Origin of the sequence: Polaromonas sp., assembly GCF_049790275.1 — a bacterium.
Lineage (GTDB): Bacteria > Pseudomonadota > Gammaproteobacteria > Burkholderiales > Burkholderiaceae_C > Polaromonas.
Genome location: NZ_JBAQYR010000056.1, coordinates 92,819 through 114,393 on the forward strand (window position 1 = coordinate 92,819; position 21,575 = coordinate 114,393).

Below are 21,575 nucleotides of genomic sequence, written 5' to 3' on the forward strand. Positions count from 1 at the left end.
CTGGTCGGACAGCACAAACGGGCACGCCGACGCTACCGGTCCGTATGCGTCCCCCGGCCCGGATATCAGCGAGTTACCCAAGCTGTCTCTCTCGGACATTCGTATTGACGAAGTCCAGCACAACTGCATTGAATGCCTCCGGATTGTCCCGATGTATACCGTGACCACTGTCCGTAATCCGAATCAGGTGTGCGTGTGGCATGAGCTCTGCCAATGCTGTCGTGGTCGCTCGATGTACAGGCAAGGTGTGTTCTCCGTACAGCAACAACGTTGGAACGGTCATCTGTCCGAGCGCGTACTCGCTGAGAAGCGGATATGGTAGTGAAGAGATCGCCAGAGCACGCATGGCGTTCGCATTTCTTAGGCGTCGTTCTCGTCCAGCTTGTGTTGTGGCCTCACCCGGGCCACTGCCATTAATCCCTTCGGTCAACACCCGCACTGCGTCTTCAGGGCGACCGTTTGCGAAAGCGTCTGTTGCGGGATTCAGGACTTCCTGCTCGAATCGCAGTCGCGCCTCTTTGCCTCCTTCAACGCGATCGGCAAACGGCAGAATCGGAGGCTCGGTAAGAGCCAGAGCCAGGACTTTCTCCGGGTGCACCAACGCAAGCTGGAGCGCCGTGTAAGCGCCATACGACGTTCCCACAAGGATGGCGGGCGCTGCATCCCATGCATCGAGCAAGGCGGACAGATCGTTTGCCTCTTCGATCACTGAATGGCTCGTGCTATCGAGCACATTGCTATTTGGGCTGCTGAATCTGCGGCTGTAAGTGATACAGCGAAAGTTACTGGAGAAAGCCACCCATTGCGGTGCCCACGATGACCAGTCACCCATCCCGCCGTGCACGAAGACCAGCGACGGGCCATCGCCAGCTTGAACATAGTGGATCTCGATCCCACCACGAACTTCAAGCCGCTGCGGTGATTGCCTCTCTAGCGGGGTCACTCATTCACCTTTATATTTGCAAGCACCGGGCGCAGACGAGCCTCTTCCTTCTGCAAGTATTGCGCAAAGGTTTTCGGATCATTCGGCTCCGCCACGATGCTTCCAGCCTTGAATTCACTGCTTTTGTACGCTTGGTCCAGCATGACCTGCCGCAGGGCGGCTGCCAGGCGTTCGACGACCGGTGCAGGCAAGTTCGCAGGCCCCAGAAGAGCGGTCCACAGATCAGCTTCGACGCCCTTGACCACCTTGCCCTCATTCACCGTCGGAATTTCCGGGGCGGTAGGATCACGGTGGGCGGAGATGATTCCCAGCGCCTTGAGCTTTCCAGCCCGGATCATCGGCAGCGCTGAGGTCAGAGCGATCGTGCCGACCTGAACTTGGCCGCTCATCAGGTCGTTGAGAAGCGGAGCGCCACCTTTGTATATAACGTGGTCGATCTTGAAGCCCGCAGCGTCAGCTAGCAGGGTTCCACCGACCGTCTGCATCATTGCGACACCTGTCGCCCCGGACAGGAGCGGCGCCTTCGCTTGCCTGGCAAGAACCGCCAGCTCATCAACGCTGTTGGCCGCAAGTCCCGGATGGGCAACAAGGATAGTCGTATTGATGGACAACTTGGCAATTGGCGTGAAGTTGCGGCTGGAGTAACCGGCCTTGATGGCTGCTGGTGCGACGATCATGTCGTTCACGGTCCCGAGGAGGAGCATGTACCCATCAGCGGGTGCCCGCTGCACTTTCTTGGCCCCAATCGTGCCAGACGCTCCTCCAACGTTGTCGATCACCACAGATTGGCCCAGCCGCTTGCCGAGTTCGACGGCGAGGCTTCGCCCGACGCGATCCACGGCCGCACCCGCGGGATAAGGAATCACGATTGTGATGGGCCTGTCGGGATAGGTTTGAGCCCAAGCCGCTGAGGCTGCCCAAGCAACTATGAAAACTGCGGCGAACTGTCGACGAAATTGAAATCCAGCCATTGATGTCTCCTTTGGTTATCTGTAGCCAAAGTTTCATCCGGCCACCTATAATCGTCTAATCATAATTTGACACAATCAATAAGCTTTGCCTATATCTCGCAGACGCCCATCATGAGCTGCTGAATGGCGACCTCCGTCACAACTCTCCGCAATCGGCTCCTCAGTCGCGCCCGGATTCGTCATTTGCACGTCTTCGTCAAGATCGCTGAACTTCAGACAGTCAAGCGTGCAGCGGAGGCAGTCGGTGTTACCCAGCCATCGGCGACACAGGGACTTGCAGACCTCGAACGCCTTCTTGAAAGCCCGCTATTCCTGCGCCATGCGCAAGGCATGGCACTCACTCCAGCTGGTACCGCACTGCTCCCACTGGCACGCCGGATGATTGACTTGGTGGACCAAACTGCCACATTCGCATCTGGACTTCTTGATGGTGCAAGTTCTGTGGTACGCGTTGCAGCCATCTCCGCAGCGATGGGTGGAGAGCTGGGCGGTGTGGTGCCGGCCTTCGCAAGGAGACATCCCAGCATCGTTCTCGAATTGATTGAAGCAGATGCTGTGCGGCAGGCAACACTGGTGGCCAACGCAGAAGTGGACTGTGCCGTCTGCCGACGTCCGGCAGTCCTCCCTTCGGGCTGGTCGTTTCACCCTCTCTGGCCAGATCGGTTCGCGATTATCGCTGGTTCGTTCCATCCGCTTGCCACCAAGCAACGTGTTTCCAGAGCTGATCTGCTTGACTCCACTTGGCTCGTTCCGCCAACGTCTATTGCCGCAAGAGCAGTATTTGACAGGTACTTCCATGATGACCTGGAACGAATCAAGCTGTACAACATCGTCGCGGCTTCGCCACTGCTGATCTGGCGCCTTCTCAGTCAGGAGCCGTTGCTTGCGTTGGTGCCACATAGCGTGGCGGCCACCCTGCTCTCGACAAAACAGCTGTGCGAGCTGTCCTGGCCGGAGAAGCTTCCTTTTGGCGAAATAGGGGTACTGGCACCTGCGAACAAGCGAAACGACGCGCTCGAAAAGCTATTGTCGTTCCTCCAGTCGGCAACACAAAGCTCTGCTGCCGCGAGGCCAACTAAGCAATCACGCAGCCAGTGAGAGCGGAACGGGCGCGAAGTTTATGGTGCGGCGCGTGGCCAGGCACATATTCTCCCCCTAGAAATCCCCACCACCCCCATGCGCCAGACTTTCGAACTTGGTAATGCGGTTGATAAACGCCAGCTTGACGGTGCCGGTCGGGCCGTTACGCTGCTTGCTGATGATGACCTCGGCCACGCCGGGTTCCTTGCAGGCGTCTTTGGTGTAGTACTCATCGCGGTAGATGAACATGATGATGTCGGCGTCCTGCTCGATGGCGCCGGACTCGCGCAAATCGCTCATCATAGGGCGCTTGTCGGTGCGGGACTCAACACCCCGGCTCAGCTGTGACAGGGCAATCACCGGGCATTGCAGTTCCTTGGCCAGCATCTTCAGGCCGCGTGAGATTTCGCCGACGGCGGTGGCACGGTTTTCTTCGCTCATGCTGGAAGACACGCTCATGAGTTGCAAGTAATCGACCACGATCAGGCCGAGCTTGCCGCACTGGCGGGCCAGGCGCCGGGCGTTGGCGCGCAGCTCGCTGACGGTCAGGCCCGGGGTTTCGTCGATGTGCAGGGAGATGTTGCGCAGCTTTTCAATCGCTTCGGTCAGGCGCGGCCATTCTTCGTCGGTTAACGCGCCGGTGCGCAAATGGGTCTGGTCGATGCGGCCGATGGAGCCGACGATACGCACCGCCAGCTGGGAGGCGCCCATTTCCATGGAGAACACCGCCACCGGCAGGCCTTCGTTGAGCGCCACGTGTTCGGCAATGTTGATAGCCAATGCGGTCTTACCCATTGAGGGTCTTGCCGCCAGAATAACCAGGTCGCCGGCCTGAAAGCCGGAGGTCATTTTGTCGAGGTCATAAAAGCCTGTGGGCACGCCGGTGACGTCGTTCGGGTTTTCCGACATCTCGGTCACGCGGTCCAGCAGGCTGACCACCAGGGTGTCCATGCTCTGGAAGCCCTGCTTCATGCGCGAGCCCTGCTCTCCGATCTTGAAGATCTTCTGCTCGGCCTCGTCCAGGATCATGGCCACGGCCTTGCCCTGGGGATTGAAGGCCTGGGTGGCGATCTCGTCGCTGGCGGCCACCAGCTTGCGCAGGATGGAGCGTTCGCGCACGATTTCGGCGTAGCGGCGGATGTTGCCGGCGCTGGGCACGTACTGCGCCAGCGAATTCAGGTAAGCCAGGCCACCCACCTCTTCGGCCTTGCCCTGGTTCTGCAGGTGCTCGTACACGGTGATCACGTCGGCCGGCTTGGTGGCGTTGATCAGCGCACCCACGGCTGCATAGATCAGCTTGTGTTCGTAGCGGTAGAAGTCTTCGTCCACCAGCAGGTCGCCGACGCGGTCCCAGGCGCCGTTGTCCAGCAGCAGGCCGCCCAGCACGCTGGACTCGCCCTCGATGGAGTGCGGGGGAATGCGCAACTGCGCAATCTGGCGGTCGGGGCTGTAGCGGGAGTCGTCAACGGTGGAAAGTACAGCGGACATGGGTTTCCTGAGAGAGTGCTAAATACTACGCCGCCACGGCTAAAACGCGGTGGATAAAGTTGTGAATAAGCGTGGGAAATGCGGTGTAAATCGGCACGGGAGATGTGCACAACTGCGCCCGACCGTAGCGCCAAGAAAAAAGCCGCTCAGCGAGCGGCTTTTTCGGGAGCAGCGAGTGGTTTAAGCGGATTCGCCGTACACCGTCACCGTGATGTCCACAGCCACATCGGTGTGCAATGCAACAGTCACAGGGTGGTCACCCACCGTTTTGAGCGGGCCGTTGGGCATGCGCACCTGGCCTTTGGCAACTGCGAAGCCCAGCTTGCTCAGTTCGGCAGAAATATCGTGGTTGGTCACGGAGCCAAACAGGCGGCCATCGACACCGGCTTTTTGCGTGAGCTTGACGGTGGTGCCGCTGAGCTTTTCGCCCTGGGCTTGCGACTCGGCCAGCTTGGCAGCAGCAGCTTTTTCAAGTTCGGCGCGTTTGACTTCGAACTCCTTGATCGCCACAGCGGTTGCGCGGCGGGCGCGGCCGGAAGGGATCAGGAAATTGCGTGCGTAACCGTCCTTGACCTTGACGACTTCACCCAGGTTGCCCAGGTTCACGACTTTGTCGAGCAGAATAATTTGCATGATCGTGTTCCTTACAGGCTGCGGTGCTGGTCGCTGTAAGGCAGCATCGCGAGGAAGCGAGCGCGCTTGACGGCGGTGTTGATCTGGCGCTGGAAAATCGCGCGCGTGCCGGTCAGGCGTGCGGGGATGATCTTGCCGTTTTCGGCAACGAAATCGCGCAGGGTGTCGATGTCCTTGTAGTCGATTTCTTCAACACCAGCAGCTGTGAAACGGCAAAAACGCTTGCGTTTGAACAGCAGGGATTGGGTATTGCGCTTGGGGCGCTTGTCTTTATTGAAACGTTTTGGTCCGGGCATGATGGACTCCTTAAATGGGGTTCAGTACTTGTTCAGAAACTGGTTGAAAAGCTTGGATATGAAACACGACACTTTTGCTGCCACGCGCATTGACCAGAAAACCGGTGAACCTGAAAGGTCTGCCTAAAGGGAGCTGGCCGGCTTGTTCTGCCAGGGCACCAAAAGCAACTGCCTTCATTGTCAATTTGACCTGCCGGGTGGAACCTGCTTCCGCCATTTCCGACTCGTGTTCGAAGACGAAGTTGGCAGCGGGGATTCCTGCGGGCGTGTAGCGAAGAGGACTGGCCTCGGCGATACAAGCGGTCAATTCAACGCGGTTCACTGCAGGGTGTTTTGCGCAGCAGTGAGTCGTTCAACAGCATGGTGGCGTCTTACGACGCTGCATACTCCTGCTGCTGGGCCTTGCGGGCTTCTTCCCTCTCGACGTTGCGCATCATGAGGGATGGGCCGGTTTCAGCCTTTTTCTTGACCACGGTCAGGTGGCGCAGCACGGCGTCATTGAACTTGAACGCGTGTTCAATTTCTTCCATCACGGCCTGGCTGGCTTCAATATTGATGCACAGGTAGTGGGCCTTGGCGAGTTTCTGGATCAGGTACACCAGCTGGCGGCGGCCCCAATCTTCAACCCGGTGCACTTTTCCACCGCCGGCGGTAATCATGCCCTTGTAACGTTCCAGCATGGCTGGGACTTGCTCGCTTTGATCCGGGTGGATCAGCAAGACGATCTCGTAATGACGCATAAACTCTCCTTGTGGTTGATGAAAGCTGCCCCAGCGTCGTTAAGGGTGCAGCAAGGCGAAGCCCATGATTATAGCCTGAAATGCCTGCCCCCACGGTTGCTCACTGCGAGTAGCGTCCTGCCCCCCGAGGGGCCGCTGCGCCTGCGGACCGGCGAAGCCGGACCCGCGGCCCCTGCTTGAACTGGAGAGCCTTCGCGAACGTCACCTGATACCGACCCGTTCCGAGCTTGTTGCAGGGCCCCAAAGAGCTGCGTTTTCCTCCAAACTGGTCTGGCCAAAGCAACCCGCCCATGAAAAAAGCCCGGCAACTTGCGTTGCCGGGCTCGGACCTGACCGGGGTCAGATCACATCAGCAGGCTCCTGGCTCAGGCCGTGCGCAGGGTTGGGTAGCGTACGTGCTCGACCAGCTCCTGGACCTTGCGGCTGGGCGCAGGGGTGACCAGGCTGACCAGAAGGATCACGGCAAACCCGATGGGCACGCCGAACACACCGGCCGAGATGGGCTGGATTTCCCACCAGAGCTGCACCGGGGATGTGATGCCGAACAAGCCGCGCATCCAGGGCTGGGTGGTCACCATGTAATAGAACGTGGTACCCAAGCCGGCGATCATGCCCAGAGAGGCAGCGATGCCGGTAGCGCGTTTCCAGAAGATCCCCAATGTCAGGGCCGGGAAGAACGCAGCCGCAGCGAACGAGAACGCCGCGGAGACCAGGAACAGAATGTCGGCCGGTTTCTGCGCAGCCACATACGCGGCACACAGGGCGACTACCAGCAGCAGGACCTTGGAGATGGTCACGCGGCGTGCGGTGGAGGCGTTCGGGTCGATCATTTTGTAGTACAGGTCATGGCTGAGCGCATTGGCAATCGTCAGCAGCAGGCCGTCAGCCGTTGACAGCGCCGCGGCCAGACCGCCGGCAGCCACCAGGCCGGACACCACGTAAGGCAGGCCGCCGATCGCGGGACCTGCCAGCACGATGATGTCGCCACCAATGGACATTTCATTGAGCTGCAGAATGCCGTCCTTGTTGACGTCCACCACCGACAGCAGGGTCGGGTCCACCTTGTTCCAGGCAGCAATCCAATCCGGTAGCGCGTTGAACGGCGTGCCGATCAGCACCGTGAAGACCTCGTATTTCACCAGCACGGCCAAAGCCGGCGCTGTGAAGTACAGCAGGAAGATGAAGAACAGCGACCAAGTGACCGACTGACGCGCTTCTTTCACGCTTGGGACGGTGTAGTAGCGCATCAGGATGTGCGGCAGCGCGGCGGTACCCACCATCAGGCAGAAAATCAGCGCCAGGAAATTGCGGCGCGAAGCGTCGTACGCACCTTTGGCTTTTGCATCGCCATTCGGGTCACCGGCAAACTGCTGGGCGTGCGGTGGCATGCCATTCAGGGGAAGCGACTTGGTGTCAGCCCCAGCCTTGGCAGCGGTCCACGCTTTCTTCGCTGCTTCCACATCCTTCGGCAAGGCAGCAAGCGCTTTTTCAGCGGCAGCTATTTCAGACTGTGCACCGTTGGCCGCTTTCAGGTCCGCCACGGCTTTCTCCGCCGCTGCCTTGTCTGCAGCCAGCGCAGCGGCAGGGTCTTTCAGCTTGGCGGCCAGAGCTGCCGAACGCTGCTTGAAGATGTCGCGGACTTCCACCTCTTTGGCATTGGTCGTCAGCTCTTTTTCCTTGGCAGTCACTTTCTGCAGCTGGAAGCCATAGATGGCCTGCGGAATCGGAACGCTGGTCTGTTTGACCGACAGCCACACCACCGGGATCATGTAGGCCACGATCAGGATGATGTACTGGGCCACCTGTGTCCAGGTCACAGCACGCATGCCGCCCAGGAAGGAGCAAACCAGAATACCGCCGAGACCCAGGAAAATCCCGAGTTCGAAAGCCACACCCGTCAGGCGCGCGGTGATGATGCCGACGCCGTAGATCTGCGCCACCACATAGGTGAAGGAGCACAGAATCGCAGCGACGATGCCGAGGAAACGCGGCAGGTTGCCGCCATAACGTTCGCCCAGAAAGTCGGGAATCGTGAACTGGCCGAACTTGCGCAGGTAGGGCGCAAGAAACAGGGCCACCAGGCAGTAACCGCCGGTCCATCCCATGATGAAGGCCAGGCCGCTGTAGCCGGTAAGGTAGAGCGTGCCGGCCATACCGATGAAGGAGGCCGCAGACATCCAGTCAGCACCCGTGGCCATGCCGTTGTACACCGCCGGTACGCGGCGGCCTGCCACGTAATATTCGGCAGCGTCGGTGGTACGGCTCATGATGCCGATGCCGGCATACAGGCCGATGGTGGCCAGCAGGAAGATCAAGCCAATCCACTGACGGGACAAGCCCATCTGTTCAAGGATGGCCAGTACCACCACGAAGGCCAGAAAGCCACCGGTGTACCACTTGTAAACCTTGTTCAAGCCGGACTTGAACGCCGCGTTGGAGGCTTTGGTATTGCCGCCAGCGCTATCAGAACCAAACATTCCAGCCATGATTATTCCTCGCTCTCTTGGACGCCGTGCTCAACATCGAGCTTGCCCATGTACCAGGCGTAATACCCGATGATGGCCACGTAAATCACCAATGCCCCTTGTGCTCCCATCCAGAAGCTGAAGGGCCAGCCAAAGAAATTGAAGTTCAGTTCACGTGCGTAATAACTCACGACGAACGTCACGACGAACCAGATCACCAGCAGGATGCCCGTGATGTTCAGGTTCTTTCGCCAGTAACGGCGATGGTTGTCGGTTAACTGCATAACACTTGCCTCCATCAACAACGCCCTTTCGGGCACATCACGATCACCACCTTTCCCAAGCGTGGCCTGCAAGCCGGATCGCGTCTTATAAGCCTGGGCAGGACCCTGGCCTTCAAATACCCACCCCGATGGTTGGCGGTCAGGACGACTGAGCGATGCTCAGCCCCGTTTCGCGCTCCAGCTGGGCGGCCACTTTAGGCTCAAACCTTTTGAGGTGGCGAATGACCTTCACCGCCTCTTCAGGGTCTTGCCTGTCTACATGAACCCGCGCCAGCTGATACCAGCCGAACGGGCTCATGGGCTGCAGTTCTGTGTTTTTCTTGAGTGCCTGCACGGCTTCGTCGAAGCGGCGGTCACGAATCAGGAGCAATGCCAGGCCATACCAGGCCCGGTCCATCTTGGGCTCGATATCCAGCGCGCGGCGAAAAGCGGGTTCGGCGTCCGGATGGCCGCCAGTGTCTTCCAGCATGTAGGCCAGGTTGAACCAGGCGGCTGCGGTGTCGGGAAAGCGTGCCACCAGTTCGCGCAGGGCCTCAATGGCGCCGTGTTTGTCGCCCAGCTGTGCGAGCACATGTGCCCGGCTGGCCAGGGCGTAGCGGTCGCCGGGGCGCACCAGCAGCATCTGGGTGAACTTTTCCAGGGCTGCGGCCTGCCTGCCGAACACCAGCAGGACCAGCGCCTGCAGTTTGAGATACCAGTAGGCGGCAACGGTGTTCATTTGCACATCTCCACGCCAATTTCAAGGCAAATCCGGATCCTCGTCAGGGTCGACGCGATCCAGACGAACAGCAGCAACAAAAACGCCACGAGCGGTACGTGGCGGTCAATGATCTGTCTGGGGGTGATGAAGCGGGCGGCCACCACAAAGGGTTTGCCCACGATCTGCAGGATTTGATAGAACAGGTTGCTGTCTTTTTTCGCGCCGGCCAGCAAACCGAGGACCCACTGGCCGAACAGCGCCAATAAAGCGATTTCGGCTATCAATTTAAGAGTAGACGCGAAAAAAAGCATAGGACCTTTGGCAACAATGGCTTGATTGTTGCCTCGGTCCTTACCAACTTCTTACAAACAATCGGGCGGGCGGTCCGAACCCGTTCAAACCCTCCTAGGACTTTCCCTTGGTTTCTGCCGCTTCAGGATGCGGCATAGAACCAAGGAATTAAGCCTTGGTACTGCAATCCGAAAATATCGAAACATGAAAGCGCGTCTTCGCACCCATGGCGGCGTTGCAATCCTTGCCCTGGGCGCGAAGCCATCACTTTCATCTCGTTTCGCTACTTCCCGGTTGCAGTACTAGGACGCCAGCTGCTTCCAGGTGTCGATGACGGTGTCAGGATTCAGCGAGATCGAGCCGATGCCCTGCTCCTTGAGCCACAGCGCAAAGTCGGGGTGATCGCTGGGTCCCTGGCCACAGATGCCAACGTACTTGCCCTGGCGGTTACAGGCCTGGATGGCGCGGCTCAGCATGGCCTTGACGGCCGGATCGCGCTCGTCGAAATCTTCTGCCAGGATGGCCAGCCCGGAATCGCGGTCCAGGCCCAGCGTGAGCTGGGTCAGGTCGTTCGAGCCAATCGAGAATCCGTCGAAGAACTCAAGAAACTCGTCAGCCAGGATGGCATTGCTCGGCACCTCGCACATCATGATCACGCGCAGGTCTTTTTCGCCGCGCTTCAGGCCGTGCTGTGCCAGCAGGTCGGTGACCTTTTTCGCTTGCCCGAGGGTGCGGACAAACGGCACCATGACCTCGACATTGACCAGCCCCATGTCGTCGCGCACGCGGCGCAGCGCCTCGCACTCCATCGCAAAGGCTTCGCCGAAATCGGGGCTGAGGTAACGCGATGCACCGCGAAAGCCCAGCATCGGGTTTTCTTCCTCGGGCTCGTAGCGCGAACCGCCAATCAGCTTGCGGTACTCGTTGGACTTGAAGTCCGACAAACGCACAATCACCGGTTTCGGCCAGAAAGCAGCGGCGATGGTCGCCACGCCTTCGGCCACCTTGTCGACATAAAAAGCACGCGGCGAGGCATGGCCGCGCGCCACGCTTTCCACGGCCTTTTTCAGGTCGGCATCGACATTCGGGTAGTCGAGGATGGCCTTGGGGTGCACGCCGATGTTGTTGTTGATGACGAACTCCAGCCGCGCCAGGCCCACGCCGTGGTTGGGGATCTGGCAGAAGTCGAAAGCCAGCTGCGGGTTGCCGACGTTCATCGTGATCTTGATGTCTATGGGCGGCATGGTGCCGCGCTGCACTTCGGTGACCTCGGTCTCAAGCAGGCCGTCATAGATGTTGCCGGTATCGCCCTCGGCGCAACTCACGGTTACCAGCATGCCGTCCTTGAGCGACTCGGTGGCGTCGCCGCAGCCGACCACGGCCGGAATGCCCAGCTCGCGCGCAATGATGGCCGCGTGGCAGGTGCGCCCTCCGCGGTTCGTCACGATGGCGCTGGCGCGTTTCATGACCGGCTCCCAGTTCGGGTCGGTCATGTCGGTGACCAGAATGTCGCCGGGCTGGACCTGGTCCATGTCCTTGATGTCGCGCACGATGCGGACCGGGCCGGTACCGATTTTCTGGCCAATCGCCCTGCCCTCGGCCAGCACGGTGCCGGTGCCCTTGAGCTTGTAGCGCTGCTCGGCCTGGCCCTTGGACTGGCTTTTCACAGTCTCGGGCCGCGCCTGCAGGATGTACAGCTCGCCGTCAGTGCCGTCCTTACCCCATTCGATGTCCATGGGACGGCCGTAATGGTCTTCGATGATCACCGCGTAACGCGCCAGCTGCTCGACGTCGGCGTCGCTCAGCGAATAGCGGTTGCGCAGCTCCGCCGGCACATCGGTGGTCTTCACCAGTTTGCCGCCGGCTTTCTTTTCTTCGGCGCTGGTGAACTCCATCTGCAGCAGCTTGCTTCCCAGGTTGCGTCGGATCACCGCGCGCTTGCCGGCCTTCAGCATGGGCTTGTGCACATAGAACTCGTCGGGGTTCACGGCGCCCTGCACCACGGTTTCACCCAGGCCGTAGCTGGAGGTGATGAAGACCACGTCTTCAAAGCCGCTTTCGGTGTCGATGGTGAACATCACGCCGGCAGCACCGATGTCGCTACGCACCATCCGCTGCACGCCGGCCGACAGGGCCACGTCGGAATGGGCAAAGCCCTGGTGCACGCGGTAGCTGATGGCGCGGTCGTTGTAGAGCGAGGCAAACACCTCTTTCATCTTGTGCAGCACGTCCTCGATGCCGACCACATTCAGGAAGGTTTCCTGCTGCCCCGCAAACGAGGCATCGGGCAGGTCTTCCGCCGTGGCGGACGAACGCACCGCAAAACTGGCCTGCGGGTTGCCGGCGCTCAGGGCGGCAAAACTGTCGCGTACGGCTTTTTCGAGTTCCGAAGGAAAGGGCTGGGCTTCGACCAGGCCACGGATCTGCGCGCCGGCGACCGCGAGTGCACGCACGTCCTCGGTGTTGAGCTTGTCGAGGACGGCGTTGATTTTTTTGTCCAGCCCGTCATGGGCCAGAAAAATGCGGAAGGCGTGGGCCGTGGTGGCGAAGCCGGTGGGCACACGCACGCCCTGCGGCCCGGTGGGCAATTGCGAGATCATTTCGCCGAGGCTGGCGTTTTTACCGCCGACAGCCTCGACGTCTGTCATCCTCAGGTTTTCAAACGGCACGACCAGGGCGGTCGCCTCAAAAAGCTTGGACATGAAAATACTCCGGGAGGTTTAAAAACCGGGACGTGGCGCATGCGCGGCGGGCAACCTTGTTGTTGTTGGAAGGGGTTGGTGCGGGGCATGGCGTGAGAATCTGGATAATTGCCTTGATTGTAGGGGCCTGCCGCCTCCGGCAGCCGCCCCCACCTTTCATAACCCTGAAGCCCAGACATGCCCAACCGCACCGTATTTTTCATTTCCGACGGCACCGGCATCACCGCTGAAACCTTTGGTAACGCCATCCTGGCGCAGTTCGAGTTCAAGGCGCGCCATGTGCGCCTGCCTTTTATCGACAGCGTGGACAAGGCGCACCAGGCCATCCGCCAGATCAACCACGCGGCCGTGCTGGAAGGCACGCGGCCGATTGTTTTCACCACGCTGGTGAACATGGAAATCCTGACCGTCATCAAGGCGCATTGCCACGGCATGCTGCTGGACATGTTCGGCACCTTTGTGGCGCCGCTGGAAGTCGAGCTGGGCATCAAGTCCAACCACCGCGTCGGCCGCTTCTCGGACGCTTCCAAAAGCAAGGAATACGATGACCGCATCGAGGCCATCAACTTTTCACTGGCCCACGACGACGGCCAGAGCAACAAGGACCTGGCGGGCTCCGACGTGATTCTGGTGGGCGTGAGCCGCAGCGGTAAAACGCCGACGACGCTGTACCTGGCCATGCAATACGGCCTGAAAGCGTCCAACTACCCGCTGATCCCTGAAGATTTCGAGCGCCGCCAGCTGCCGCCGGCGCTGGTGCCGCACCGCAAGAAGATCTTCGGCCTGACGATTGCGCCCGAGCGCCTGGCGCAGATCCGCAATGAGCGCCGGCCCAACTCCAGGTACGCGAGCCTGGAGAACTGTCGCGAGGAAATCCACGAAGCCGAAGCCATGATGCGGCGCGAAGGCATTCGTTGGCTGTCGACCACCACCAAGTCCATCGAGGAAATCGCCACCACCATCCTGCAGGAAATCCGGCCCGAGCGGCTGGAGTACTGAGCCTCAGTCCGGCGCTTTCCTCAAATTTTGCTAGCTTTTTAATAGCAGCTTGCGCCCGTGCTGATTGGGCTAACGGACAATTTTCTTCATCGCTGTCTCCAGAAATAGCCCCCAGTAGGCTTTGAAGGCATTTTTCACATCCAATGCCGCGTCTCCACTGCAGGAACGGGCGCAACCAGCTCTTGTTTTGATAGCAAACCTGCCATCCCCTGACCAATAGCTATATTGCATGACATGAATACATTCAATTAATTGGATTAATCGATAGTCAGACCTTAAGCTATCCCTGTCGTTAATTTTTACGTCAACACCCATAGAGGAACCCTCCCCCATGTCCCTGATCAACACCCAAGTCCAGCCTTTCAAAACCCAAGCTTTCCTCAATGGCAAGTTCGTCGAGGTCTCTGACGAATCGCTGAAGGGCAAATGGTCGGTCCTGATCTTCATGCCAGCGGCATTCACCTTCAACTGCCCCACGGAAGTCGAAGACGCCGCCGACAACTACGCCGAATTCCAGAAGGCTGGTGCAGAGGTTTACATCGTGACCACCGACACCCATTTCTCGCACAAGGTGTGGCACGAAACCTCCCCTGCCGTCGGCAAGGCCAGGTTCCCGCTGGTGGGCGACCCGACCCACACGCTGACCAAAGCCTTTGACGTGTTCATCCCCGAAGAGGGCCTGGCACTGCGCGGCACCTTCGTGATCAACCCCGACGGCGTCATCAAGACAGCTGAAGTGCACTCCAACGAAATCGCCCGCGATGTCAAGGAAACCCTGCGCAAGCTGAAGGCTGCCCAATACACCGCGGCCCATCCCGGCCAGGTCTGCCCTGCCAAGTGGAACGAAGGCGCCAAGACGATCGCTCCGTCCATCGACCTCGTCGGCAAGATTTAAGCGCCCTGCTGCCTTCCTGACGAAGGCCCGGGCCGGGCACACGTGTGTGCCGTCCCGGGCTTTTTTGTTCCCCATTGAAATTGAAAGTGAGTCCGCCATGCTTGACGACGCCACCAAAGCCCAACTGAAAAGTTACCTCGAACGCGCCACCGCGCCCATCGAAATCGTCGCTTCATTGGACGACGGCGAGGCCTCTGGCGAAGTGCTGTCGCTGCTGAAGGACGTCGCAGAGGCGTCGCCGCTGGTCAAGCTGACCGAAAGCCGCGACGACCCGCACCGCAAGCCCTCGTTCTCGATCAACCGCCCGGGCGAAAACCACGGCCCGCGTTTTGCCGGCCTGCCCATGGGCCATGAATTCACCTCGCTGATCCTGGCGCTGCTGCAGATCGGCGGTTACCCGCCCAAGGTCGAGCAGGAAGTGCTGGAGCAGATCCGCGCGCTCGATCGTGACCTCGACTTCGAGGTCTATGTTTCGCTGACCTGCCACAACTGCCCCGACGTGGTGCAGGCACTGAACCTGATGGCGGTGCAGAACCCGCGCATCAAGACCACCATGATCGAAGGCGGCACCTTTCAGGACGAGATCAAGGAGCGCGAGATCATGGGCGTGCCCACGGTCTTCCTGAACGGCACCATGCTCGGCAACGGCCGCATGAGCCTGGAAGAAATCCTGGCAAAGATCGACACCAGCGGCACCGAGCGCGAAGCGAAAAAGATCAATGAAAAAGACCCGTTCGACGTGCTGATCGTCGGCGGCGGCCCGGCCGGCGCTGCAGCCGCCGTGTACGCCGCGCGCAAGGGCATTCGCACCGGCGTGGCGTCGGAGCGTTTCGGCGGCCAGGTGCTGGACACGCTGGGCATCGAGAACTTCATCTCGATCAAGGAAACCGAAGGCCCGAAGTTCGCCCACGCACTGGAAGAACACGTGCGCAACTACGACGTGGACATCATGAACCTGCAGCGTGCCAAGGCCCTGATTCCCAACAGCGGGCCGGGCAAGGACCTGATCGAGATCCAGCTCGAAAGCGGCCCCTCGCTCAAGAGCAAGACGGTGATCATCTCCACCGGCGCGCGCTGGCGCAACATCAACGTGCCGGGCGAGCAGGCGTTCAAGAACAAAGGCGTGGCCTATTGCCCGCACTGCGACGGCCCGTTGTTCAAGGGAAGACGCGTGGCTGTGATCGGCGGCGGCAACTCGGGTGTCGAAGCGGCGATCGACCTGGCCGGCATCGTCGGCCACGTGACGCTGATCGAGTTCGACACTGCGCTGCGCGCCGACGCCGTGTTGCAACGCAAGCTCAAGAGCCTGAAGAACGTGGATGTGTTCACCAACGCGCAGACCACCGAGATCACCGGCGACCAGAAGGTCAACGGCCTGGTCTACAAAGACCGCGCCAGCGGCGAGCTGAAAACCGTGGCGCTCGAAGGCGTGTTCATCCAGATCGGCCTGGTGCCCAACACCGACTGGCTCAAGGGTGTGGTCGAGCTCTCCAGGCACGGCGAGATCATCGTCGATGCCAAAGGCCAGACCTCGCTGCCCGGCGTGTTTGCGGCGGGCGATTGCACCACGGTGCCCTTCAAGCAGATCATCATTGCGGCCGGTGACGGCGCGAAGGCCGCGCTGGGTGCTTTCGATCACCTGATCCGGACCTCGGCGCCGGTGGCCTGACAGTTCATGAAGCGGTGCGCAGGGCACCGCTTCATGATTTCAAAGAAGAACGCCTATCAATCCCATTCGTGCTCAGACCGCGCACAAAGGGTTATGCATTTTTCCTTGCCCGATGACGCCGGCCTGTCGACAATCAGGACATTCAAAACTAAAAAAAGGAAATGCCATGAAAGGCGACGCACAAGTCATCACCCACCTGCAGGCCCAGCTCAAAAACGAGCTCACCGCCATCAACCAGTACTTCGTGCACTACCGCATGTACAAGCACTGGGGCCTGGACAAGCTGGCCAAGAAGGAATACGAAGAGTCCATCGGCGAGATGAAACATGCCGACAAACTCATGGACCGCATCTTCATGCTCGACGGCCTGCCCAACCTGCAGGACCTGGGCAAGCTGATGATCGGCGAAGACGTGCCGGAAGCCCTGGCCTGTGACCTGAAGGCCGAAACCGGCGCCCAGGCCACCATCAAGGACGGCATCGCGCATTGCGAAAGCGTGCGTGACTATGTCTCGCGCGACCTGCTGCAGGGCATCCTGGACGACACCGAAGAGCACATCGACTTCCTGGAAACCCAGATCGAGCTGCTCGCCAAGGTGGGCGTGCAGAACTACCTGCAAAGCCAGATGGGCGAACTCAGCTAAGCCGTCCTGTGCCGCTGCGGCCAGAAAGGGGGGTCATCCTACAAACGAGAATTACTCTCATTTGTGAGTTAAGCTATAGCCCCCGCCAGCCGACATGTCCGTGTGAAGCCAGCCAGCAACTGGCCTGCGCTTCACCATGTCACTCCCCTCCTCTTTTCTTCACTTAAAATACCTCCCAGCCCAATTACAGAGCGCGCGAGCAGCTAGCAAATTTGTAGCAGCCTTTGTGCTCACGCCACTCGCACTGTGTGTCGCGCAGCTGGCCCGGGCCGAAACACCGCCTGCCACAGCCGCGGGTACCGAATCGCCGCAATTGCGCGAGGTGCGCATCAACGCCACTGTCGAAAAAGACGAAGGTTTTGCGCCCAACCAGGCGCAAAGCGCAGGCAAGGCGCCCATGCGCCTGCTGGAGACGCCGCAATCCATCAGCGTGGTCACACGCGAGCAGATGGAGTCGCGCCAGGCCAGCAACCTGCAGCAGGCGCTGCAGACCGTTGCCGGCGTCAGCCCGGTCAACTTCGGCCGGCGCGGCTTCGACGACATCAACATCCGTGGCTTCCGCTCGACCGAGTCCATCCTGATCGATGGCCTGGTGCAAAGCCCCGGCATGTGGACACGCCTGACGCCCTACGGTTACGAGCGCTTCGAGGTGCTCAAGGGTGCGGCCTCGGTGCTGTACGGCCAGGTGCAGCCCGGCGGCATCGTGAACGCCGTCAGCAAGCGGCCAAAAAAGGAAGCACTGTCGGAAGCCTCGCTGGAGCTGGGAAGCTTCGGCCTCAAGACGCTGTCGGCCGACCTGAACCGTCCGCTGTCCGAGTCGGGCAAGGCGGCGTTTCGCATCAACGCCCAGGTGTCCGATTCCGAAGACCCGACCGACCTGGTCTACCGCAAGGACCGCTGGGTGGCGCCTTCGCTGGCGCTGGACCTCGGCCCGCAAACCGACCTGGTGCTTTTTGCCACCTACAGCCACAGCCAGTGGATGCGCCAGCAGGGCATCACCCCGTATGGCACGCTGCTGCCCAATCGCAATGGCTCCATTCCACTGACGCGCTACACCGGCGATCCGGCCTTCGGTGCCTACGACATGGAACAGACCACCGTGGGTTATTCGCTGGAACACCAGTTCAACCCCGACGTGGTGCTGCGCCAGAACGTGCGATACGAGGAAGAAAAAGGCACCGGCAACTTCGTGGCCAACGGCACGCTGCAGGCCAACCAGCGCCTGCAGAACCGCACCGCCACGCGCCAGTACATGGACTACGACCTGCTGGCCACCGACACCTCGCTGCTGACCAGCTTCGAGGCACTGGGCCTGAAACACCGCCTGGTGACCGGGCTGGACGCCCGCACCGGCACCAGCTCGCAGGCCAGCCGCAGCTGCACGATTGCGCCCATGAACCTGTACAACCCGGTCTACGGCGTGCAGGCCACCTGCCCCACCAGCCTCACGACCGACGCACCCTCCAAACTCACCGCCACCGGTCTCTACATGCAGGACCAGATCAAGTTCGGCAAAGGCTGGACGGCGCTGCTGGGCCTGCGCCATGACCGATCGACGACCGACACCGACAACCGCCTGACCAACACACGCACGATGCAAAAGGACAGGGCCAACACCTTCTCGGGCGGCCTGGTTTATGAATTTGTGCCGGGCTGGTCCACCTACGCGAGTTATGGCGAGTCCTTCCTCCCGGTGTCGGGCCTGGCCTTCAACGGCACGGCTTTCGTTCCGGAAACCGGCCAGCAATGGGAAGCCGGCCTCAAGTACGAGGCGGCCAACCGGCAGGTCACCGGTGCGCTGGCCATCTATGACCTGCGCCGCCAGAACGTGACGACGGCCGACCCGGTCAACACCAACTTCAGCGTGCAGACCGGCGAGCAGCGCGCGCGTGGCCTGGAACTGGAGCTGGGCGCCGACCTGCGCAACGGCTGGAAGCTGACCGCCGCCTACGCCTACACCGATGCGGAAGTCACGCGCGACAACAACACCGCCATCGTCGGCAAACCCATCAACCTGACACCGAAACACACGCTGGCCACCTGGGCCACCTACCGCCTGCAGGAGCTCAAGCGCGTGACCGTGGGCCTGGGCGGGCGCTACGTCAGCGAACAGGTAGGCGCGCTGCCGTTCACGCTGCCTTCCTACTTTGTGGCCGACACCTCGCTGAGCTACCAGGGCGACCGCTTTCGCGTGACGGCAGGCATCAAGAACCTGTTCAACAAGGTGTACTACGCGGGTGCGATCAACGCCAACGTGGTTTCGCCGGCCGAACCGCGCAGCTTCGCGCTGAGCACCACGTTCTATTTCTGACGCTCTCACCAAAGCCTGTCGTTTTTTGCCGTCAAAGACTGGCTACCGCAACTCTTAAACGCGAATAATTCTCATTATTGAGTTAAGATTTGTAAACCGCCAGCCGACATCTCTGAGGAATGTGAAGCCAGCCAGCAACCTGCCTGAGCCGTGCTTCACATGTCCTTTGCATCCCGTTTCCTTGCATCAAAAACCCTTCCAGCCCCCATCCGTCGGGCGCCGTCAGCTACCAAACTGGTAGCGAAATTTGCCCTCTCCCCGCTTGCGCTGTGCGCCGCGCAGCTGGTCGGTGCCCAGGTCCTGCCGGACATCACCATCCGCGCCGACACCGAACAAGGCTACTCCCCGTCCAGCAGCAGCACCGCTACCAAAAGCAGCGCGCCGCTGCGCGACATTCCGCAAACCGTCAACGTGGTGCCCGGCCAGCTGCTGCGCGACCAGGCGGCTCGCTCCATGGAAGATGCGCTGCGCAATGTGCCCGGCGTGGCAGCCAGCCACGGCGACGGCCAGCGCGACCAGGTGATGATCCGCGGCTTCACCGCGATCACCGACCAGTTTTCCGACGGCCTGCGTGATGACGCCCTGTACTTCCGCGACCTGTCGAACGTCGAGCGGGTCGAGGTGCTCAAGGGCCCTTCTGCCGTGCTGTACGGCCGGGGTTCCTCGGGTGGCCTGATCAACCGCATCACCAAGAAACCAAAATTCGGCGAAACCTCGGGCGAGACCGTACTGATCCTGGGCAGCAACAAGCTCAGGCGCGTGGAAGCCGACGTGAACCTGCCGCTGGGTGAAGCGGCAGCCTTTCGCCTGAACGCCGCGCGCGAAGACTCCGGCAGCTACCGCGACCAGCAGTTCGTGGACCGCTACAGCTTTGCGCCGTCGCTGGCGCTCAAACTCAGCAAGCAGACTTCCCTGCTGCTGCAATACACCAAGGCGCGTGACCAGCGCGTGACGGACTTCGGCATTCCGGCACTCAACGGCCGCCCAGTCGATGTGCCCGCCAGCACTTATTACGGTTCGGGCAATGCCCGGCGCGACGACACCAGTACCAGCCTGGTCGACACCTACACCGCCACCCTGAACCACAGCTTCAACGACGCCTTCAGCGTGCGCAACACCACCCGCTACTACAGCTACGAGCTGGACCGCTACAACACCCTGCCCAGCGGCACGACGGACCCGGTGGCGCTGACCATCGGGCTGACCCGCAGCGCCATCTTCCGCGACGAGTCGGGCTGGTTCAACCAGACCGACTTCACCTACAAGAACACGCTGGGCGGCTTCAAGCAGGAGTGGCTCTTCGGCCTGGAAATGGGCCAGCAGAAACGCCGCGCCGAATCGATCTCGGCCGGCACGGTGGCACGCGTGTCCATCTTCAACCCGGGCCTGGTGTCGGTGCCGGCGTTCACCGCGGCTAATCTCGCGGCCGACAGCGCCATTCCCAGCAACACCACGCAGGACGTGCTGGGTGTGTACCTGCAGGACCAGGTCACACTGGCAAAAGACTGGAAGGCGCTGGCGGGCATTCGCTATGACGAGTTCAAGCAGTCCACCACGTTTGAGCGCAAGCTCGCGCCGCTGGCCCGCACCGACCGCAGCTTCAGCCCGCGCGCCGGCCTGGTGTGGCAGCCTACCGATGCGCAGTCGCATTACCTCTCGTACAGCCGCTCGTTCCAGCCCTCGGCCGAGGCCTTTGCCCTGGCCGGCAGCAACGTGGCCAACGAACCGGAAATCACCCGCAACGTCGAGATCGGCAGCAAGCTCGGCTTCCTGGACGGCGCCCTCAGCGTGACGGCCGCACTGTTCAACCTGCAGCGCAGCAACATCAAGAACACCGACCCGGCCAACCCGAACCTGCAGGTCAACGTGGGCACGCAGCGCACCAACGGGCTGGAACTCACGGCCAGCGGCCGTCTGCCGGGCCGCTGGGACGTGAGCGCGGGTTACGCCTACCTGGACGGCGAAATGGTGGAGTCCGTGGCGCGTGTCAGCTCGCTGCAGCTGCCGGTTGTTTCGGTGCCGTCGCTGGGCAAGGTTCCCGCGCTGACGCCGCGCCACTCGGCCTCCTTTTGGGCCATGAAAGACCTGGGCAACGGCTTCAGCCTGGGCGGCGGCCTCAACTACATGGGCGAGCGTTTCGCCTCGCTGACCAACCTCGTCGTGCTGCCGGCTTACCTGACCGGCGATCTGGCCGGCATCTACCGGACCGGCCGCTATGAATTCGGCGTGAACATCAAAAACGTCACCGACAAAAAATACATCGTCTCCAGCCACGGCAGCAACGACAACCTGATCCTGCCCGGCGCACCGCGCGAGCTGCAGGTGAGCATGCGCGTCAAGTTCTGAGCGCCCTCATGCAGCCTGTCCCTCCGGTTCCGGTATCTCCCGCCGGGCCGGGCATCCAGCCTGGCACCCATGATTTTCACTTCCAAACGCGAATAATTCTCATTCTTTAGCTAGAATGA

General features: G+C 60.8%; 19 protein-coding genes. 7 read left to right on the forward strand and 12 right to left on the reverse strand.

The genetic code is table 11. The annotated features are described in order from the left end of the window. Positions 1–73 precede the first annotated feature (73 nt). The gene (locus WA904_RS08585; protein ID WP_425196701.1) at positions 74–943 is read right to left on the reverse strand and encodes an alpha/beta fold hydrolase; all 870 of its coding nucleotides are present in this window, start codon (positions 941–943) and stop codon (positions 74–76) included. Continuing rightward, complete coding sequence (locus tag WA904_RS08590) at positions 940–1,914, reverse strand: tripartite tricarboxylate transporter substrate binding protein (protein ID WP_425196702.1); 975 nt, start codon at positions 1,912–1,914, stop codon at positions 940–942. Before WA904_RS08590 ends, WA904_RS08585 begins: the two co-directional genes overlap by 4 nt. Before the next feature lie 123 nt (positions 1,915–2,037). Between WA904_RS08590 and WA904_RS08595 the strand changes: the two genes are divergently transcribed. Beyond that, the gene (locus WA904_RS08595; RefSeq protein WP_425196703.1) at positions 2,038–3,012 is read left to right on the forward strand and encodes a LysR family transcriptional regulator; all 975 of its coding nucleotides are present in this window, start codon (positions 2,038–2,040) and stop codon (positions 3,010–3,012) included. Between the two features lie 57 nt (positions 3,013–3,069). Here WA904_RS08595 and dnaB read toward each other — a convergent pair whose 3' ends face one another. From dnaB to ppsA, 10 genes are all read right to left on the reverse strand, one after another. Beyond that, positions 3,070–4,482 (reverse strand): replicative DNA helicase, encoded by a 1,413-nt coding sequence (dnaB, locus tag WA904_RS08600; RefSeq protein WP_425196704.1) that lies wholly within the window; start codon positions 4,480–4,482, stop codon positions 3,070–3,072. Between the two features lie 180 nt (positions 4,483–4,662). After that, a complete protein-coding gene (rplI, locus tag WA904_RS08605) occupies positions 4,663–5,115 on the reverse strand; it encodes a 50S ribosomal protein L9 (RefSeq protein WP_425196705.1) in 453 nt (150 codons plus the stop codon). An 11-nt stretch (positions 5,116–5,126) separates the two neighbouring features. Further along, positions 5,127–5,411 carry a 30S ribosomal protein S18 gene (gene rpsR, locus WA904_RS08610; protein WP_077592883.1) on the reverse strand — a complete coding sequence of 95 codons (285 nt, stop codon included), beginning with the start codon at positions 5,409–5,411 and terminating at the stop codon, positions 5,127–5,129. Positions 5,412–5,421: 10 nt separating this feature from the next. After that, complete coding sequence (gene priB, locus WA904_RS08615) at positions 5,422–5,733, reverse strand: primosomal replication protein N (RefSeq protein ID WP_425196706.1); 312 nt, start codon at positions 5,731–5,733, stop codon at positions 5,422–5,424. A gap of 49 nt (positions 5,734–5,782) precedes the next feature. Next, positions 5,783–6,151 carry a 30S ribosomal protein S6 gene (rpsF, locus tag WA904_RS08620; RefSeq protein WP_293592294.1) on the reverse strand — a complete coding sequence of 123 codons (369 nt, stop codon included), beginning with the start codon at positions 6,149–6,151 and terminating at the stop codon, positions 5,783–5,785. 365 nt (positions 6,152–6,516) lie between these two features. Beyond that, the gene (locus tag WA904_RS08625; protein WP_425196707.1) at positions 6,517–8,637 is read right to left on the reverse strand and encodes a sodium:solute symporter family protein; all 2,121 of its coding nucleotides are present in this window, start codon (positions 8,635–8,637) and stop codon (positions 6,517–6,519) included. Between the two features lie 2 nt (positions 8,638–8,639). Then, positions 8,640–8,900, reverse strand: coding sequence for a DUF4212 domain-containing protein (locus WA904_RS08630; protein WP_425196708.1), 261 nt, complete (start codon positions 8,898–8,900; stop codon positions 8,640–8,642). 139 nt (positions 8,901–9,039) lie between these two features. Further along, positions 9,040–9,618 carry a tetratricopeptide repeat protein gene (locus WA904_RS08635; RefSeq protein WP_425196709.1) on the reverse strand — a complete coding sequence of 193 codons (579 nt, stop codon included), beginning with the start codon at positions 9,616–9,618 and terminating at the stop codon, positions 9,040–9,042. After that, positions 9,615–9,863 (reverse strand): hypothetical protein, encoded by a 249-nt coding sequence (locus WA904_RS08640; protein ID WP_425196710.1) that lies wholly within the window; start codon positions 9,861–9,863, stop codon positions 9,615–9,617. The genes WA904_RS08635 and WA904_RS08640 overlap by 4 nt, the downstream gene beginning before the upstream one ends. A gap of 330 nt (positions 9,864–10,193) precedes the next feature. Further along, positions 10,194–12,593, reverse strand: coding sequence for a phosphoenolpyruvate synthase (gene ppsA, locus WA904_RS08645; RefSeq protein WP_425196711.1), 2,400 nt, complete (start codon positions 12,591–12,593; stop codon positions 10,194–10,196). 177 nt (positions 12,594–12,770) lie between these two features. On the opposite strand from ppsA, the gene ppsR reads away from it, so the two are divergent. The 6 genes from ppsR to WA904_RS08675 all read left to right on the forward strand — a co-directional run bounded on the left by ppsR (position 12,771) and on the right by WA904_RS08675 (position 21,456). Then, positions 12,771–13,592 carry a posphoenolpyruvate synthetase regulatory kinase/phosphorylase PpsR gene (gene ppsR, locus WA904_RS08650; protein ID WP_425196712.1) on the forward strand — a complete coding sequence of 274 codons (822 nt, stop codon included), beginning with the start codon at positions 12,771–12,773 and terminating at the stop codon, positions 13,590–13,592. A 331-nt stretch (positions 13,593–13,923) separates the two neighbouring features. Then, a complete protein-coding gene (gene ahpC, locus WA904_RS08655; protein WP_425196713.1) occupies positions 13,924–14,487 on the forward strand; it encodes an alkyl hydroperoxide reductase subunit C in 564 nt (187 codons plus the stop codon). Between the two features lie 97 nt (positions 14,488–14,584). Then, a complete protein-coding gene (gene ahpF, locus WA904_RS08660) occupies positions 14,585–16,156 on the forward strand; it encodes an alkyl hydroperoxide reductase subunit F (RefSeq protein WP_425196714.1) in 1,572 nt (523 codons plus the stop codon). Between the two features lie 166 nt (positions 16,157–16,322). After that, positions 16,323–16,799, forward strand: a complete 477-nt coding sequence (bfr, locus tag WA904_RS08665; protein WP_425196715.1) for a bacterioferritin — start codon at positions 16,323–16,325, stop codon at positions 16,797–16,799. A gap of 226 nt (positions 16,800–17,025) precedes the next feature. After that, a complete protein-coding gene (locus tag WA904_RS08670; protein ID WP_425196716.1) occupies positions 17,026–19,110 on the forward strand; it encodes a TonB-dependent siderophore receptor in 2,085 nt (694 codons plus the stop codon). Between the two features lie 159 nt (positions 19,111–19,269). Then, a complete protein-coding gene (locus tag WA904_RS08675) occupies positions 19,270–21,456 on the forward strand; it encodes a TonB-dependent receptor (RefSeq protein ID WP_425196717.1) in 2,187 nt (728 codons plus the stop codon). Positions 21,457–21,575: the final 119 nt, after the last annotated feature.

What these genes read in the sequence shown, in the direction of transcription:
- WA904_RS08590 (WP_425196702.1), bottom strand. Translation starts at nt 1,914, where the DNA reads ATGGCTGGATTTCAATTTCGTCGACAGTTCGCCGCAGTTTTCATAGTT.
- WA904_RS08595 (WP_425196703.1), top strand. Translation starts at nt 2,038, where the DNA reads ATGGCGACCTCCGTCACAACTCTCCGCAATCGGCTCCTCAGTCGCGCC.
- dnaB (WP_425196704.1), bottom strand. Translation starts at nt 4,482, where the DNA reads ATGTCCGCTGTACTTTCCACCGTTGACGACTCCCGCTACAGCCCCGAC.
- rplI (WP_425196705.1), bottom strand. Translation starts at nt 5,115, where the DNA reads ATGCAAATTATTCTGCTCGACAAAGTCGTGAACCTGGGCAACCTGGGT.
- rpsR (WP_077592883.1), bottom strand. Translation starts at nt 5,411, where the DNA reads ATGCCCGGACCAAAACGTTTCAATAAAGACAAGCGCCCCAAGCGCAAT.
- rpsF (WP_293592294.1), bottom strand. Translation starts at nt 6,151, where the DNA reads ATGCGTCATTACGAGATCGTCTTGCTGATCCACCCGGATCAAAGCGAG.
- WA904_RS08625 (WP_425196707.1), bottom strand. Translation starts at nt 8,637, where the DNA reads ATGGCTGGAATGTTTGGTTCTGATAGCGCTGGCGGCAATACCAAAGCC.
- WA904_RS08630 (WP_425196708.1), bottom strand. Translation starts at nt 8,900, where the DNA reads ATGCAGTTAACCGACAACCATCGCCGTTACTGGCGAAAGAACCTGAAC.
- WA904_RS08635 (WP_425196709.1), bottom strand. Translation starts at nt 9,618, where the DNA reads ATGAACACCGTTGCCGCCTACTGGTATCTCAAACTGCAGGCGCTGGTC.
- ppsA (WP_425196711.1), bottom strand. Translation starts at nt 12,593, where the DNA reads ATGTCCAAGCTTTTTGAGGCGACCGCCCTGGTCGTGCCGTTTGAAAAC.
- ppsR (WP_425196712.1), top strand. Translation starts at nt 12,771, where the DNA reads ATGCCCAACCGCACCGTATTTTTCATTTCCGACGGCACCGGCATCACC.
- ahpC (WP_425196713.1), top strand. Translation starts at nt 13,924, where the DNA reads ATGTCCCTGATCAACACCCAAGTCCAGCCTTTCAAAACCCAAGCTTTC.
- ahpF (WP_425196714.1), top strand. Translation starts at nt 14,585, where the DNA reads ATGCTTGACGACGCCACCAAAGCCCAACTGAAAAGTTACCTCGAACGC.
- bfr (WP_425196715.1), top strand. Translation starts at nt 16,323, where the DNA reads ATGAAAGGCGACGCACAAGTCATCACCCACCTGCAGGCCCAGCTCAAA.
- WA904_RS08675 (WP_425196717.1), top strand. Translation starts at nt 19,270, where the DNA reads ATGTCCTTTGCATCCCGTTTCCTTGCATCAAAAACCCTTCCAGCCCCC.